Source organism: Flavobacterium xizangense (genome assembly GCF_054075145.1).
In genome coordinates this window covers 174,491-187,582 of sequence record NZ_JBSIPG010000001.1, presented here as the reverse complement: position 1 = coordinate 187,582, position 13,092 = coordinate 174,491, and the positions used below count along the sequence as shown (strand labels likewise).

13 protein-coding genes are annotated in these 13,092 nt (G+C 32.5%); 4 read left to right on the top strand and 9 right to left on the bottom strand.

Features of this window, described 5'->3' with window-relative positions; genetic code table 11:
- Window positions 1-42 precede the first annotated feature (42 nt).
- The gene (locus ACWA1B_RS00765) at window positions 43-1,944 is read right to left on the bottom strand and encodes a S9 family peptidase (RefSeq protein WP_456903887.1); all 1,902 of its coding nucleotides are present in this window, start codon (window positions 1,942-1,944) and stop codon (window positions 43-45) included.
- A 260-nt stretch (window positions 1,945-2,204) separates the two neighbouring features.
- On the opposite strand from ACWA1B_RS00765, the gene ACWA1B_RS00760 reads away from it, so the two are divergent.
- The 4 genes from ACWA1B_RS00760 to ACWA1B_RS00745 all read left to right on the top strand — a co-directional run bounded on the left by ACWA1B_RS00760 (window position 2,205) and on the right by ACWA1B_RS00745 (window position 5,676).
- Entirely contained in the window at window positions 2,205-3,317 is a 1,113-nt protein-coding gene (locus ACWA1B_RS00760) for an NAD(P)/FAD-dependent oxidoreductase (RefSeq protein WP_456903885.1), read from the top strand.
- The gene (mtgA, locus tag ACWA1B_RS00755; RefSeq protein ID WP_456903883.1) at window positions 3,317-4,090 is read left to right on the top strand and encodes a monofunctional biosynthetic peptidoglycan transglycosylase; all 774 of its coding nucleotides are present in this window, start codon (window positions 3,317-3,319) and stop codon (window positions 4,088-4,090) included. The genes ACWA1B_RS00760 and mtgA overlap by 1 nt, the downstream gene beginning before the upstream one ends.
- Window positions 4,080-5,036 (top strand): lipid A deacylase LpxR family protein, encoded by a 957-nt coding sequence (locus ACWA1B_RS00750; protein ID WP_456903881.1) that lies wholly within the window; start codon window positions 4,080-4,082, stop codon window positions 5,034-5,036. The genes mtgA and ACWA1B_RS00750 overlap by 11 nt, the downstream gene beginning before the upstream one ends.
- A 463-nt stretch (window positions 5,037-5,499) precedes the next feature.
- The gene (locus ACWA1B_RS00745; RefSeq protein WP_456903879.1) at window positions 5,500-5,676 is read left to right on the top strand and encodes a hypothetical protein; all 177 of its coding nucleotides are present in this window, start codon (window positions 5,500-5,502) and stop codon (window positions 5,674-5,676) included.
- A gap of 12 nt (window positions 5,677-5,688) precedes the next feature.
- On the opposite strand, the gene ACWA1B_RS00740 is transcribed toward ACWA1B_RS00745, so the two are convergent.
- The 8 genes from ACWA1B_RS00740 to ACWA1B_RS00705 all read right to left on the bottom strand — a co-directional run bounded on the left by ACWA1B_RS00740 (window position 5,689) and on the right by ACWA1B_RS00705 (window position 13,087).
- A complete protein-coding gene (locus ACWA1B_RS00740) occupies window positions 5,689-6,201 on the bottom strand; it encodes a hypothetical protein (RefSeq protein ID WP_456903878.1) in 513 nt (170 codons plus the stop codon).
- 6 nt (window positions 6,202-6,207) lie between these two features.
- Window positions 6,208-7,167 carry a hypothetical protein gene (locus ACWA1B_RS00735; protein WP_456903876.1) on the bottom strand — a complete coding sequence of 320 codons (960 nt, stop codon included), beginning with the start codon at window positions 7,165-7,167 and terminating at the stop codon, window positions 6,208-6,210.
- Window positions 7,151-7,675 (bottom strand): hypothetical protein, encoded by a 525-nt coding sequence (locus ACWA1B_RS00730; protein ID WP_456903874.1) that lies wholly within the window; start codon window positions 7,673-7,675, stop codon window positions 7,151-7,153. The genes ACWA1B_RS00735 and ACWA1B_RS00730 overlap by 17 nt, the downstream gene beginning before the upstream one ends.
- Window positions 7,668-8,855 carry a PilN domain-containing protein gene (locus tag ACWA1B_RS00725; RefSeq protein ID WP_456903872.1) on the bottom strand — a complete coding sequence of 396 codons (1,188 nt, stop codon included), beginning with the start codon at window positions 8,853-8,855 and terminating at the stop codon, window positions 7,668-7,670. Before ACWA1B_RS00725 ends, ACWA1B_RS00730 begins: the two co-directional genes overlap by 8 nt.
- Window positions 8,855-10,759: a type II secretion system protein GspD gene (locus tag ACWA1B_RS00720; RefSeq protein ID WP_456903871.1), complete on the bottom strand. Its 1,905-nt coding sequence runs from the start codon at window positions 10,757-10,759 to the stop codon at window positions 8,855-8,857. Before ACWA1B_RS00720 ends, ACWA1B_RS00725 begins: the two co-directional genes overlap by 1 nt.
- A gap of 4 nt (window positions 10,760-10,763) precedes the next feature.
- Window positions 10,764-12,167 (bottom strand): GspE/PulE family protein, encoded by a 1,404-nt coding sequence (locus ACWA1B_RS00715; protein ID WP_456903870.1) that lies wholly within the window; start codon window positions 12,165-12,167, stop codon window positions 10,764-10,766.
- A 3-nt stretch (window positions 12,168-12,170) separates the two neighbouring features.
- Complete coding sequence (locus ACWA1B_RS00710) at window positions 12,171-12,446, bottom strand: hypothetical protein (protein ID WP_456903869.1); 276 nt, start codon at window positions 12,444-12,446, stop codon at window positions 12,171-12,173.
- Window positions 12,447-12,652: 206 nt separating this feature from the next.
- A complete protein-coding gene (locus tag ACWA1B_RS00705; RefSeq protein ID WP_456903867.1) occupies window positions 12,653-13,087 on the bottom strand; it encodes a type IV pilin protein in 435 nt (144 codons plus the stop codon).
- Window positions 13,088-13,092 lie beyond the last annotated feature (5 nt).

Sequence of the window (13,092 nt, the reverse complement as noted above, 5' to 3'; positions counted from 1 at the left end):
AAAAAACATAGCTTGGGGTTTCAACCGCAGGAACATATGATATTATAGTGTTTCGTTCAGCCATTTAAAAAATTCGCCTTGCCAAACTTGTGCATTTTGCGGATGTAGAACCCAGTGGTTTTCATCTGGAAAATAAACAAAACGACTTTTTAATCCTCTTAATTGAGCCGCCTGAAAAGCTTCTTGTCCTTGCCCGATTGGCACTCGGAAATCTTTTCCTCCCTGAAAAATCAAGATTGGGCGATTCCAGTTTTGTACCAGAGTTGCAGGATTGAAAGTTGTATATGATTTTTGCGCCACAGCGTTGTCTTTTTCCCAATATGCTCCGCCAAAATCCCAATTGTTAAAGAAAACTTCTTCAGTAGTTCCTAACATTGAAACAGTGTTGAAAACCCCATCATGAGCGATAAAAGTTTTGAAACGGTTGTTGTGGATTCCCGCTAAATAAAACACCGAATATCCTCCGTAACTTGCACCAACGCATCCTAAACGGCTTTTGTCAACATAATTTTCTTTAGCAACATCGTCAATTGCAGAAAGATAATCGTCCATAACTTGTCCGCCCCAATCTTTACTAATTTGTTCGTTCCAAGCAACACCATGCCCTGGCATTCCACGACGATTTGGAGCTACAACAACATAACCTTTAGCAGCCATTAAAGAAAAATTCCAACGGAAAGAATACGATTGTGTCAATGCACTTTGTGGTCCGCCTTGGCAAAATAATAAAGTTGGATATTTTTTTGAAGCATCAAAATTTGGAGGTAAAATTACCCAAACCAACATTTTTTTGCCGTCAGTAGTTGTAACATAACGTCTTTCGGTTTTGCTCAGCGTTAATGTCTTATAAATATCTGTGTTTACATTTGAAATTTGTTTCCAAGTGTTTTTCTTCAAATTATAAGAAAAAATTTCGGCTGCATGATTCATATCTGTTCTTGTAACAATGATATCATCTCCGGCAAAACCTACTAAATCGCTTACGTCAAAATCTCCGTTTGTAATTTGGCGAACGTTAATTGCCATTTTGGTCAATCCAGGAAAATTAACTGTAAAAAGCTGTTTTGTGCCATCGACTGGTGCTACAAAAAACACATTTTTCCCGTCTTTGCTCCACATAAATTGATCTACAGTTCCGTCCCAATTTGCCGTTAAATTGGTTTTGATTCCTTTGAATTCAACAATAATGTCGTTTTTATCGGCTTCATAACCATCACGTTTCATTTGCAACCAAGTTAAATTTCCTGTCGGAGAAAATTGCGGAGCTGTGTCATAACCAAGATTGTCTTCGGTTCTGTTGATTGTTTTTTGAGTTTCTAAATTGTACTCATAAATGTTTGTATTTGTGGAAACAGCATAAGCGGTTCCTGCTTTTTTCTTGCATACATACAAAATGCTTTTTCCATCAGGAGACCAAATATAATCTTCGTCGCCACCAAAAGGTTTTTGAGGAGAATCAAAAGTTTCGCCTTTTAAAATATCGATTCCGGCAGCGCCATCTTTATTCTCTTTATAAAAAACATGGTTGAATTTGCCCTCGTTCCAAGTATCCCAGTGGCGGTAATCCAAACCATCATAAATTTGAGCATCAGATTTGTCAAGATTTGGATAAAAATCTTTTCCTAAAACCTTATCAATTTTTACTTCTTCATTGTAAACCAAAAATTTTCCGTCAGGCGAAACATTTTTGTCTTTTAAAACATCTTTTGTGTCTTTGATTTCAGTAGCATTACCTCCATTAACTGGAATAATATACAATTTTGAAGTTGATTTGTTTTCTGCTACAGAAGGTGTAGAAACTTTAAAAACAACATTTTTTTCATCTTTTGAAAGTCCAAGTGCAGTAACTCGTCCTAATTTCCATAACAATTCTGGAGACATCACATTCTGTCCGATAGCATTTAAACTCATCATTATTAAGGTTGTGAATAAAACTTTTTTCATAATAAAACTTGTAATTTTTGTGCGCTAAAAATACAACATTTAAATTCCATTCTGTGAAAATGAGAATTCCAATTTTCTGTTAAAGTTTATTGCTTTTAAAGTAAGGATGTCATCCTGACCGAAGTCGAAGGGCGCACAGTGTGTAGGCTTCGACTTCGCTCGGCCTGACATCGATGTATAATGTGAGACTAATTTTTTAAATGAACTTATATTACTTATATGGTTCAAAAAAATCATTATTTTTATAAAAAAGTCTGAATATGGAATTGAGCTATTGGGAACTAAAAAATTGGTTTACAAATATTGATTATACAATAGTAGGAAGCGGAATAGTTGGCTTACATGCCGCATTGCGCTTGCGCGAAAGATTTCCTGCCGCTAAAATTTTAGTTTTAGAAAGAGGAATGCTGCCTCAGGGCGCGAGCACGAAAAATGCTGGTTTTGCTTGTTTTGGAAGTCTTTCGGAAATTTTAGATGATTTAAAAACGCATTCTGAGGATGATGTTGTGGCGCTTATTGAAAAACGCTGGAAAGGTTTGCAAATGCTCCGAAAAAGACTGGGTGATTCAGCAATTGATTTTAAACCTCATGGCGGATATGAATTGTTTTTGAAAGACGACGAGCTCGGATTTAATGAATGTATTTCTAAAATTCCGTTTATAAATGAAGTTTTAAAACCGCTTTTCAAAGCTGATGTTTTTTCGAAAGAAGTCGATCGTTTTGGATTTGAAAATATTCAGGAATATTTAATTTTTAATCCTTTTGAAGCGCAAATTGATACCGGAAATATGATGCAGGAATTGCTAAGACAAGCTGTTGCAGCAGATATTTTGATTTTGAATCAGCAAACCGTGACGGGTTATTCTGATTTAGGAAATCAGGTCGAAATTGCATTAAACGATTTTAGTTTTAAAACCCAAAAACTGTTTTTTGCAACAAATGGTTTTGCTGGATCGTTGACAAATGGGGCCGTAAAACCGGCCAGAGCGCAAGTTTTAATTACAGAACCCATTCACAATTTAGATATAAAAGGAACGTTTCATTTAGATAAAGGATATTATTATTTTAGAAATATCAGCGATCGGATTTTACTTGGCGGAGGCCGAAATCTTGATTTTGAAGGAGAAACCACAATTGAATTTGGTAACACGAAAATTATTCAAAATAAATTGGAAGATTTGCTGAAAAATGTAATTTTACCAAATCAGGATTTTCAGATTGCGCATCGTTGGAGTGGGATTATGGGAATCGGGAACAGTAAGAATCCTGTGGTCTCAGCACTTTCTGAAAATGTATTCTGCGGAGTACGTTTGGGCGGAATGGGCGTGGCAATAGGAAGTTTAATAGGAACAGAATTAGCAGATTTAATATAATGGCAGCAACCAAAAAACCAGCACCAAAAAAGCCGGCAACAAGTAAACAAAAACCAGCAGCAAAAAAGAAAACAAATAAAACCTTTGGCGAAAAAGTCAAATGGTTTTTTATCAAAGCAATGTTGTGGTTTTTTGGATTGTCGATAGGTTCTGTTATCTTTTTTAAATATGTTCCGGTGCCATTCACGCCTTTGATGATTATTCGCGCCATCGAAAATAAAATGGCGGGTAAGGAAGTTTATTTCGATCATGACTGGGAACCAATTGAAAAAATTTCGAATAATCTTCAAAAAGCGGTAATTGCAAGTGAAGACGGAACATTTTTATCGCATAACGGTTTCGATTTTAAAGCACTTCAAAAAGCATATAAAAGCAACGAACGCGGTCGCCGAATTCGAGGCGGAAGTACCATTTCGCAACAGACTGCCAAAAACGTTTTTTTATGGCAAGGAAAAAGTTACCTGCGAAAAGGTTTAGAAGCTTATTTTACTGTTTTGATTGAGATCATCTGGGGCAAAGAAAGAATCATGGAAGTTTATTTGAACAGTATAGAAATGGGCGACGGAGTTTATGGCGCTTATGCCGCGACTGAACATTGGTACCGTCGTGACGCTTTGAGCTTGACACCGATGCAGGCTGCAGGAATTGCTGCAATTCTTCCAAATCCAAGAAAATTTAAAGCTACGGGTTCTTCAAGTTATATCAATAGACGAAAAGAAAGAATTGTTCGCGAAATGCGCTACGTTGGAAAAATAAATTACGATGGTAAATAAAAACGTTTTTCTAGCGGTTTTTCTGCTCGCAACAACTTTGGTTTTCGGACAGGGAAATACAAAAGAATTCGGTTTTATCTCCGATAATGATTTATATACATCGTCTAAAAATGATATGTATTATACCAATGGTTTAGAGCTTTTTTTTCGTTATTTATCCAAAAACGAAAACGAAAAAATCAATAAAAAAATAACCGAGTTTCGCCTCGGACAATATATTTACAATCCAAGATATATCAATCAAACGGCGGTAGATATAAATGACCGCCCTTTTACGGGTTATCTTTTTGCCGAAGCAGGACGCAGTTTTTTCTACCAGAGCGAATCGGTTTTAAAAACGGATTTTCAATTGGGTTATATGGGACCAAATGCTTTTGGACGCGAAACTCAGGAAAGCTTTCATCATCTTATTGGCTACAAAAAAGTGTACGGTTGGGAAAATCAGTTGCATAATGCTCTTGCTGTTCAGGCGCATGTAATGTATTCGAAGAAATTATTTCCAAGCGAACACAACGATTTTATAGATCTTCATTTTCAATCAGAAGCTAATTTGGGCACTATTTTTACAGGAGTTTCAACAGGATTTCTTACCCGAATTGGGTTTAAGAAACTGCTTCCAATTTACGATTCCAATTTGCACGACGCTTCAGTAAGTTCAGAACCGCAATATGAAATCCGCGAATTTTATTTTTATGCCATGCCAAGTGTGAATTATCAGTTTTATGATGCTACAATTCAGGGAAGCATGTTTAGTAATACAAGTCCTGTAACTTTCGATTTAGAACCGCTTCGTTTCAATGCGGAGTTTGGTTTGAAATACCGCCATAATAAATTCAATATTTCGTATTCATTTCTTTACCGAGGCAGAGAGTTGAAAGATCCAGGAATTGATACAAATTCTGGGTATTTTTATGGGTCGATTAGGTTTGGGTTTTTATTAAAGTAGGTTTTTAATAAAAAGAGCCATAACAAAAGTTATAGCTCTTTTTGGTATTTATCTATAATATGAATTTTATATCTTAATAATTTCGGGGTACTAATTCAGAAATATTTAAAAATGATACTTAATTCAAAAAACAGATACTTATTTTTTTCTTAAAGATTTGAACACGCTTTGGTCTTCTTTAAACTAATATTGTACTCAAATTTTTTGCAAAAATACAAACAACATATTGATTAATTCTCAATTTAAGGTTAAATTTTTGTTTTTTATTTAAAATGATATTCTAAAACAGTGTTTAAATTGCTTAATAGTTAATTTTAAAGCAAAAAAGCCTTCAAATTACAGCCTTCAAATTGCTTTTTGTAAATAATAAAAGGGTTCTTACAAATTTTTAAATAACAGGCTTAACTTTTTGATAATATACAAAAATCAAAAAAAGCTTTATATTTAGGATAAAATTCGCGTCATGGATATCAATTGGAATATAATAGTAATTGTGGCAATCTTGGTTTTGGTTTTGGTTGTGCTGACCATCAGAAAAAATCAGAGAGAGAAAAAAAAATTGGAAAATTTGCTGAATAACGATTTCAAAAAAGCAGAAAAAGATAGAGTTGATGCTGATGATTCGGCAAATGAGAAGTAGTCACAAATGTTTTTATACTTTGAAACGAGTAATTATTTTTCTTTCACTATTAAAATTTAATTCTAAAGAATCACGAGATATTTTTTTTAGTGAAATGCCGTTAACTAGTGCATCTTTTCTTAAACGATACATTTTATTGTCAATTTTCATAATTGCAAGTTCGCCTTTAGAATCTTTAATGTATCCGTGATAGGATATTGCTGGCCAAACAATTAATTGCTTTATTTTTGGTTTGGCAATTACAATTGGTTTTTGAGAAGTAACTACATTCTTAGGTATGTATTCTTTTTGAGAACGAATGATGTTTTCTTGATTTTGCTTGTTTAAAAAGGGATCTCTTGAGATTTTTTCTAAGGCAAAGGTGTCTTTGTGTATCTGATTGAATTTTATATTTCCAGAAATGTTGGTGCTATTATTAGTTATTTCTTGGCTAGAGAAATAACGATAGAGGGTTCTATATAAAACAGACCCCCATAGTGCGATAACTATAATTATTAAAACTATATTAATTCTTTTTTTTGCCATTGTTTTCTAGATTACAGTCAGTTTGAATGGAGTACTGTATGCACTTATATTTCCTGCCGCGTCAGTTGTTTTTATTCTCCAGTAATAATCACCGGCTGTAGTAAAGGTATATTGATACGTTGTAGAAGCATTGTTTACCGAAGTTAGTATTGTCGTAAATGTATTGGTATTAGAAAATTCAATTGTGTACAAAAGTGGTGATTGGATTGTTCCGGTATCAGTTGGAGAAATCCAACTAAAAGCTGTTGACTGATTACTTGAAATTATTGCATTTGTGGCAGGAAGACTATTTTGTGGTGTTCCGGGAACAACAGTGTCGATATTAAAATTTCTTGACGAGAATACTAATGTCTGACTAGTGATATTTACACCTCTAACTTTCCATTGATAAGCTGCATCTTTTGCCAAATTTGAAGTACTTAGTTGTACAGTAGTTTCGGGTTTGTTTTCTGAAGAATAAACAGATTCTCCAGTTGTTACATTTAATACTTCGACATTATAACCTGTGGCCGCGCCCAATTTTTGCCATTTTAAAGTTATGTTTGCATCGTTTTTATAGATATTATTGTCTGGCGTTGATAAAATTACTTGCTGATTTGTTAAATCATTAGTTGTTATTATTGAAAAATCTAAGGCAGTTGAATATTTAGATTCGTAAGCAAAGTTTTCACCTCGAACTTTCCATTTGTAATTTCCAGGAGAAAGTGGGCAGATAAAGTTGTTTTTAGTAACCAATGAATCTATTACGACCGTTTCATCTAAATTTAAGACTTGAACACGATATTTTTTAGCGCCATCAAGTTCATTCCATTGAAAATTTACAACATTACTCTCAATCACCGTATTATTTTTTGGTGAGATTGTTTCTATATTATCATTTGATATATCTTCTTCAAAAATATCTTCACATGATATTGCTATAAATGTTAAAAGAAGAAGAAGGAGAAGTTTATTTATTGTTTTCATAATTTTGAAAAATCATTTTTAAATGCAAGACTTGCGAATTGTTGTTCTTTTTAGTTGTGTAATAATTCATGCTGACAATTCTGGAATAATCAAACTTTTTTTCAAAAGTATAGCCTAATGCTAATAATTGATTACAGTTTCCTGTTATGTCAAGCTGATTACTAATGACTTGGTAGTTTTCAGTAAGAAATATGTGAGATGGCTGTAAATCATTAATTGAAATTTTAGGATCTTTAGTAGATGCAAAACTGATTATTCCTTGCTGTATCATTTCTTTGGTAATTCCTTCTTTTCCAATTACACGATCTAAGTACTTGATTTCTTGTGATAGCTTACCTGTATTTTTGGCTTTCTTATTAATATCATTTGTTTTTTCAGACAAAGTTTTATATTCGTTTAGAACTTGAAACAGTGTATGAAAAGATCTTTTGTAGGCAGTTATTGACAACATTACAAAAACAACAAGTAAGGCTGTAAATTTCTTTTTATAGGAATATTTTTCAAACATCTTTGATCGTTATTTTTATTTCAAACTGTGATTTGTTTTTCTTGTCTTTTTTAAAACTTATGATTTCAAAATTTTTGAGCCAATCCATTTGTTTTAACTTTATCATCCAACTGTTAAAGGAAGATTCGTTAAATGTTTCACCTTTGACAATTATGGTTTGTGCCTCAAAACTAATTTTTTGGGTCGCCTTGATTTCTTTACTAAGCGGAATTACATTCAAGTTGGTTAAAGAAATGTCAGACGGAATTCCTTTTATGATTTCATAACTATAAAATGAAAGAAATTTGGTAGATAAAAAACCGGTTTCTTTCAGCAGATTTTCTTTGTTTTCTTTTTGTTTTTCTAAATCTAGTATTAGTTGATAAGATTGATTTGAATAAACATTTTGAAGATTTAACTGGGCATTTTTTGCGCCGTAATATTGAATTAAAAAAAAGCTGATCAACAAGGTTGTCAAGAAACCGACAAGCATTGTAATTCCCAAAACATTAAAAGCTTTTTTATAGATGATTTCATCTGTATTTAAAGTGTCGTTTTTTGTTTTAGAAACTTCTTTAGATTGTATGAAAAAATGAATTATAATGCCATACAAAGGAAGAAAATCACTTGTTATGTTTTCTTTTCCAATCGTATAAGTTTCTGTTTTTTTTGCCTCTTGTTGTTTTGTGAAGCTAGCTAATTTTCCCTTCTCAAATTCTAAAATTATATCATTCGATATAATGCTGTCTTTTTTTATAGCGTTGTATAATAAGGCAGATAGGAATGAACCAACATACAAATCAGCTACTTGAAAGCCTCTTTTTATAAATTTTTCAGTTATATCATCGGCGATATTTTTTCTGCAAAAACTAATGAAACTGCTTTTGTAACCTAACAGACTAGTATGATAAATAGAATTAAAGTCAACATTTTTATACCAGCTTACATCATTTTCATTATTGAAATCTATTTCTTTATTTAAAACTCCTTTTCCATCAATAGCAAGAACAACAGGGATTTTAAGATCAATCTTTTGTGAAAGTTGTTCGAAATTGTCGAAAGAAATTGAACTGACGATTTCAATTTTGTTTCTTTTTTTCTTAACAGTAAGTACATTATAACTGTCTTCGTTATCATTTCTAACGATTCCAATTATATGCAAATTGTTTAGTTTTATTATTTTAGATAAAAATGTAATCATTAATATACCACTGTTGGTTTAATAAAAATGTGCAATTTAGAATTGTTTTTTCCTTTTTTACGACTGCTGAAAAACCATTTGATGATTGGAATTCTTGACAATAATGGAGTACCTGAACCTGAATCTTCTTTTTTCAACTCATCGAGACCGCCTAATAAAATCATTTCGCCATTTTTAACGCGAACAAGCGATTCAAACTTTTGCGTCGCTTTGCCTGGAGGTGCTGTGTCTCCAGCTCTTCCTAAGAAAGAACTTTTTTCTACAACAATTGTAAGTGTAACATTTTCATCTGTAGAAACAAACGGTTTTATAGATAAACTTAAGTTGGCGTCTGTAGATTTCCATGTTCCAGAATTCAAGATATCATTTCCAATATTACTATTTATTAAACGATTACTTTGTTCAAAATAATAACTAGTTTCCCCAATAGACAATTTTGCCTCGTGTCCACTGATTGTTGCAATTTTTGGAGTTGATTCGACCTTAACAATTGAATTGTTCTCTAATAATTTAAGATTTAGGTAAAAAGCTTCAGTTACTTTTCCAAGCTTAAAAATTCCAAAACCATTGAACGCTTCGATTAAGCTGTTTACAGATGTAGAGTTAACAGTAACATCGGTTGTAGGATATACAGTTCCAGACGTAACTTGTTTGTTGATTTTGTCAAGTCCAGCTTTCATTCCGGTTTGTACATCATGAGATTTATTGTATTGAGCAATAATGACCTCAATTTGAACCATCGGGACAATTTTGTCAATTTGCTTGATGTAAAGTTTTAATTCATCAAGTATTGATTTTGCGCCTGAAGCCACTAGTCCATTTAATTCTACAAATTCTTTGATTTCTAGTTTCTCAGCGAAAACTTTGGGAAGAGATGGAAGTACTAATTCAATAGATCTATTTTCTAGTTGAATAATCTCTGTGGCACGAAGTCCCTCTGAAATTTCTTCGCCAATTAAATATAAATTGTCTTGTTTTTTGTAAGTATATTTTTTTCCCTTAAAAATATGAAAAAGTAATTCGTCAAAGGTAATATTGTCTGCAACGAGTGTCGTCTTTTCATTTTCTGGTTTGTTGTACAAAAAGTAATTTACGTGCAGTTTTTCTGCCGCTTCGGTCAATAAATCAGAAGCATCAGCGATATAGGCTTTTACTGATAAAAGACCATTTTTGTTTACACTAACTTCATAGTAACCCGGTTGCCCAGAACTCGTTTTTTGCGGTCTTGTCTTTTGAGCAACGCTATTGCCAGAAAGTAATGCATCTTTGTTTTTTTCGATATAATAAAAACCGTTTTCATCTTTTGTCGCAATTAAGTCGTTTGATTTTGACATCATTTCGATAACTTGATCAAACGGCCTGTTTAAAATATAAGATGAAACTCGAGTGTTTTTTACTTCAGCAGCAAGAATTAAATTTTTTCCAGACTTGTCAATTATTGCTTTTGCAACAGCTGATAAAGTGTCATTCTCTAATTTGACAGACAAAAAATCATTTTGTGCATTATAGCTCACATCTATAACTTTTGGAGCTTTCTTTTCTACTACAGCAACGGTTTTCCTTTTTTTGAAAACAATGATATTGTTCATGAAAGTGACTTCCAAGTCATATTTTTGAACCAAATGAATAAAAACATCTTTTACTGTTACATCAAAAAAGTTGTTTGAAATAGGTTGATTTAAGTCGGAATCAACATCAATATTAAGTTGATGTTCTTCGGCTATTGAAGAAATAAAATCACGTAATGTTAATCCAGAAACATCTATTTTAATCGTCTCATTTAATCCTTTTTTTTGTAAAGAAAGAGCATCAAGTTGTTTGCTCAATTCAGCTGTATTTTGTTGTGCAATTGTACTATTAGTAAAAAATAAAACGATTAGTACGAAACCTAATTTTTTAAACATTTATTTATAAGTTAATTAAAATAGAATATATTTCTTCTAAAGCTGTTTCTCCTTCAGCCAGAATATCAAAAGCTTTTTCTGATAATGATTTATAATTTTCGTTGTTATTGAATAACGATGTGAGCGTATTGTTTTTTACAGCTTCGGCTGTTTTTGAATCGATTGGCAAAACTTCGTAAATTGCTGTTCTTCCTTTGTATCCGGTATGAAAACATTGATTGCACCCAATAGCTTTGTAGTACGATGTTATTTCATAAGGAAATTCAAAGTTCATTGGAAAGTCTTTCTTTGCTAATGCAACCTCTTTTTTGCAATGATTGCATAGTTTTCGAACTAATCTTTGTGCTACAGAAAGATTCAGCGTTTCTGCTATTAGATAAGATGGAACTCCCATGTCAATTAATCGCGAAATTGTCCCGATTGCTGAATTGGTATGAATTGTTGACAATACTAGATGTCCCGTTAATGATGCTCTGATTGCCATTAAAGCAGTTTCGGGGTCTCTAATTTCTCCAAGCATTATAACATCTGGATCCTGACGCAAAAAGGATTTTAATGCTGATGCGAAAGTCAAGCCAATATCTTCTTTAAGCTGTACTTGATTGATACCTTTTAATGTGTATTCAATGGGATCTTCGACCGTTACAATGTTTCGTCGGCTGTCATTCAATAATCGCAAGGTTGCATAGAGCGTTGTTGTTTTTCCAGAACCTGTGGGTCCGCTTATTAAAATAATTCCGTTCGGTTTTTTTACAGCTTCTAGATAATGTTCCAGTTCTTCTTTTTGAAGTCCCAACGTATTTAAATCGATGTTAGAAGCATCCTGTCCGAGCAAACGCATTACGATTTTTTCTCCAAAAAGAGTTGGTAAAATGGAAACTCTGATGTCAAAAGAATCATTAGTGATTCGGCCATCTTGAGGTAAACGTTTTTCAGTAATGTTAAGTTTAGATCTGATTTTTATCTTGTTGACAAGTTCCAGATAATTTTCATATTCAACCTTGTATCGTTCAATTAATTGTCCATCGATTCTAAATCTAATGCGGGCTGATTTTTCATAGACTTCAAAATGAATGTCACTGCATTTAAGTGATTTTGCTTCGCTCAACAAATTTTCTAGGAAATCTCCTTTGTCAAAATTCAATGATTTGTTTGAAGAGGCAATTCTTTCTTTTCGATAATAAATTGAAAGTGCTTTTTCTATTTGATAAGATTCAGCTGGATTTAGAATAATGTTCTTGCCTAGAAATAGTTCTAATTCTTCTTTTGTGTCGCTATTGTTTAAGGAATCATCAATGTACAATTCTAAAGTACTATCTGAAACTGATTTAGGAAGTATTCGATATTGATTCGCAAGATCACTTGATACAATATGCTGATTTTCGGAAAGAACAATAATATCTTGCATAATTTATATCAGCGTAAATTTTTGATAAATAGATAAGTAATCTTTTGCTATAACGATAAATAAAAAAAGTGCGGCAAACCCGGCCAACGGAACCGTATTTTCGCGCATGATCTTTTTGAAGGTAAATTGTAGCAAAAGGGCAAAAATCATAGATAAGATGAAAAACAAAATGAATTTTGGTAGTATAAATAGGGGAGTAACCGCCAAGTAAAAAAGCAAATCACCCAAACCAAAATAATTTTTGAATGGATTTAAAAACTGCTTGTTTTTAATACTCATATAGACAACAAGTACAGTTAAGGTTATAAGAAAAAAAACGCTGTTGAAAATTATGTTTTTTAGAGGTTGAAATTTTAGCTGAATTAGATAAAATGACGACACAAAAATTACAATTGGGAGCAATACATGAATATGTCTGTATTTCCAATCCTGAAAAAACACAAACAACAAGCTAAATGACAAACAAAGTAAAGCTATTTTCAAATTTATTCTTTCGTTACTTCTGTTAGCATTTTTTTACTGTCGATTTCCCAAGTGTTGAAATTACCATCTCCATCAAGATCTGATGTCGCGGTTGCTCTGGCAACAAAAGAATCATTTGAAGCTTCTACTATTTCGATTTTATAAACAGCTTGTCCGCCTTCGTCAACTGTTTGTTCTTGTTCAAATCCTAATTCTTCAAGACTATTTGAGTATTTTGAATGTCTATAAAAATGACTTTTCTCTAAACCGTAAACTTGATTAAGCATAGCTTGAGCCTCAATTGCTTTTGCTTGGCCAATAACAGAAGTTTGATTTGGCAAAACCATTAAAAGCAATATTCCGATAATACATAATACAATTAAAATCTCTGTTAAAGAATATGCTTTAATTGTAGCTTTTTTACTATTTTTTAATAATTTTCTAATCATTTTCGACATTTGTA

What these genes read in the sequence shown, in the direction of transcription:
- ACWA1B_RS00765 (WP_456903887.1), bottom strand. Translation starts at nt 1,944, where the DNA reads ATGAAAAAAGTTTTATTCACAACCTTAATAATGATGAGTTTAAATGCT.
- ACWA1B_RS00760 (WP_456903885.1), top strand. Translation starts at nt 2,205, where the DNA reads ATGGAATTGAGCTATTGGGAACTAAAAAATTGGTTTACAAATATTGAT.
- mtgA (WP_456903883.1), top strand. Translation starts at nt 3,317, where the DNA reads ATGGCAGCAACCAAAAAACCAGCACCAAAAAAGCCGGCAACAAGTAAA.
- ACWA1B_RS00750 (WP_456903881.1), top strand. Translation starts at nt 4,080, where the DNA reads ATGGTAAATAAAAACGTTTTTCTAGCGGTTTTTCTGCTCGCAACAACT.
- ACWA1B_RS00745 (WP_456903879.1), top strand. Translation starts at nt 5,500, where the DNA reads ATGGATATCAATTGGAATATAATAGTAATTGTGGCAATCTTGGTTTTG.
- ACWA1B_RS00740 (WP_456903878.1), bottom strand. Translation starts at nt 6,201, where the DNA reads ATGGCAAAAAAAAGAATTAATATAGTTTTAATAATTATAGTTATCGCA.
- ACWA1B_RS00735 (WP_456903876.1), bottom strand. Translation starts at nt 7,167, where the DNA reads ATGAAAACAATAAATAAACTTCTCCTTCTTCTTCTTTTAACATTTATA.
- ACWA1B_RS00730 (WP_456903874.1), bottom strand. Translation starts at nt 7,675, where the DNA reads ATGTTTGAAAAATATTCCTATAAAAAGAAATTTACAGCCTTACTTGTT.
- ACWA1B_RS00725 (WP_456903872.1), bottom strand. Translation starts at nt 8,855, where the DNA reads ATGATTACATTTTTATCTAAAATAATAAAACTAAACAATTTGCATATA.
- ACWA1B_RS00720 (WP_456903871.1), bottom strand. Translation starts at nt 10,759, where the DNA reads ATGTTTAAAAAATTAGGTTTCGTACTAATCGTTTTATTTTTTACTAAT.
- ACWA1B_RS00715 (WP_456903870.1), bottom strand. Translation starts at nt 12,167, where the DNA reads ATGCAAGATATTATTGTTCTTTCCGAAAATCAGCATATTGTATCAAGT.
- ACWA1B_RS00710 (WP_456903869.1), bottom strand. Translation starts at nt 12,446, where the DNA reads ATGAGTATTAAAAACAAGCAGTTTTTAAATCCATTCAAAAATTATTTT.
- ACWA1B_RS00705 (WP_456903867.1), bottom strand. Translation starts at nt 13,087, where the DNA reads ATGTCGAAAATGATTAGAAAATTATTAAAAAATAGTAAAAAAGCTACA.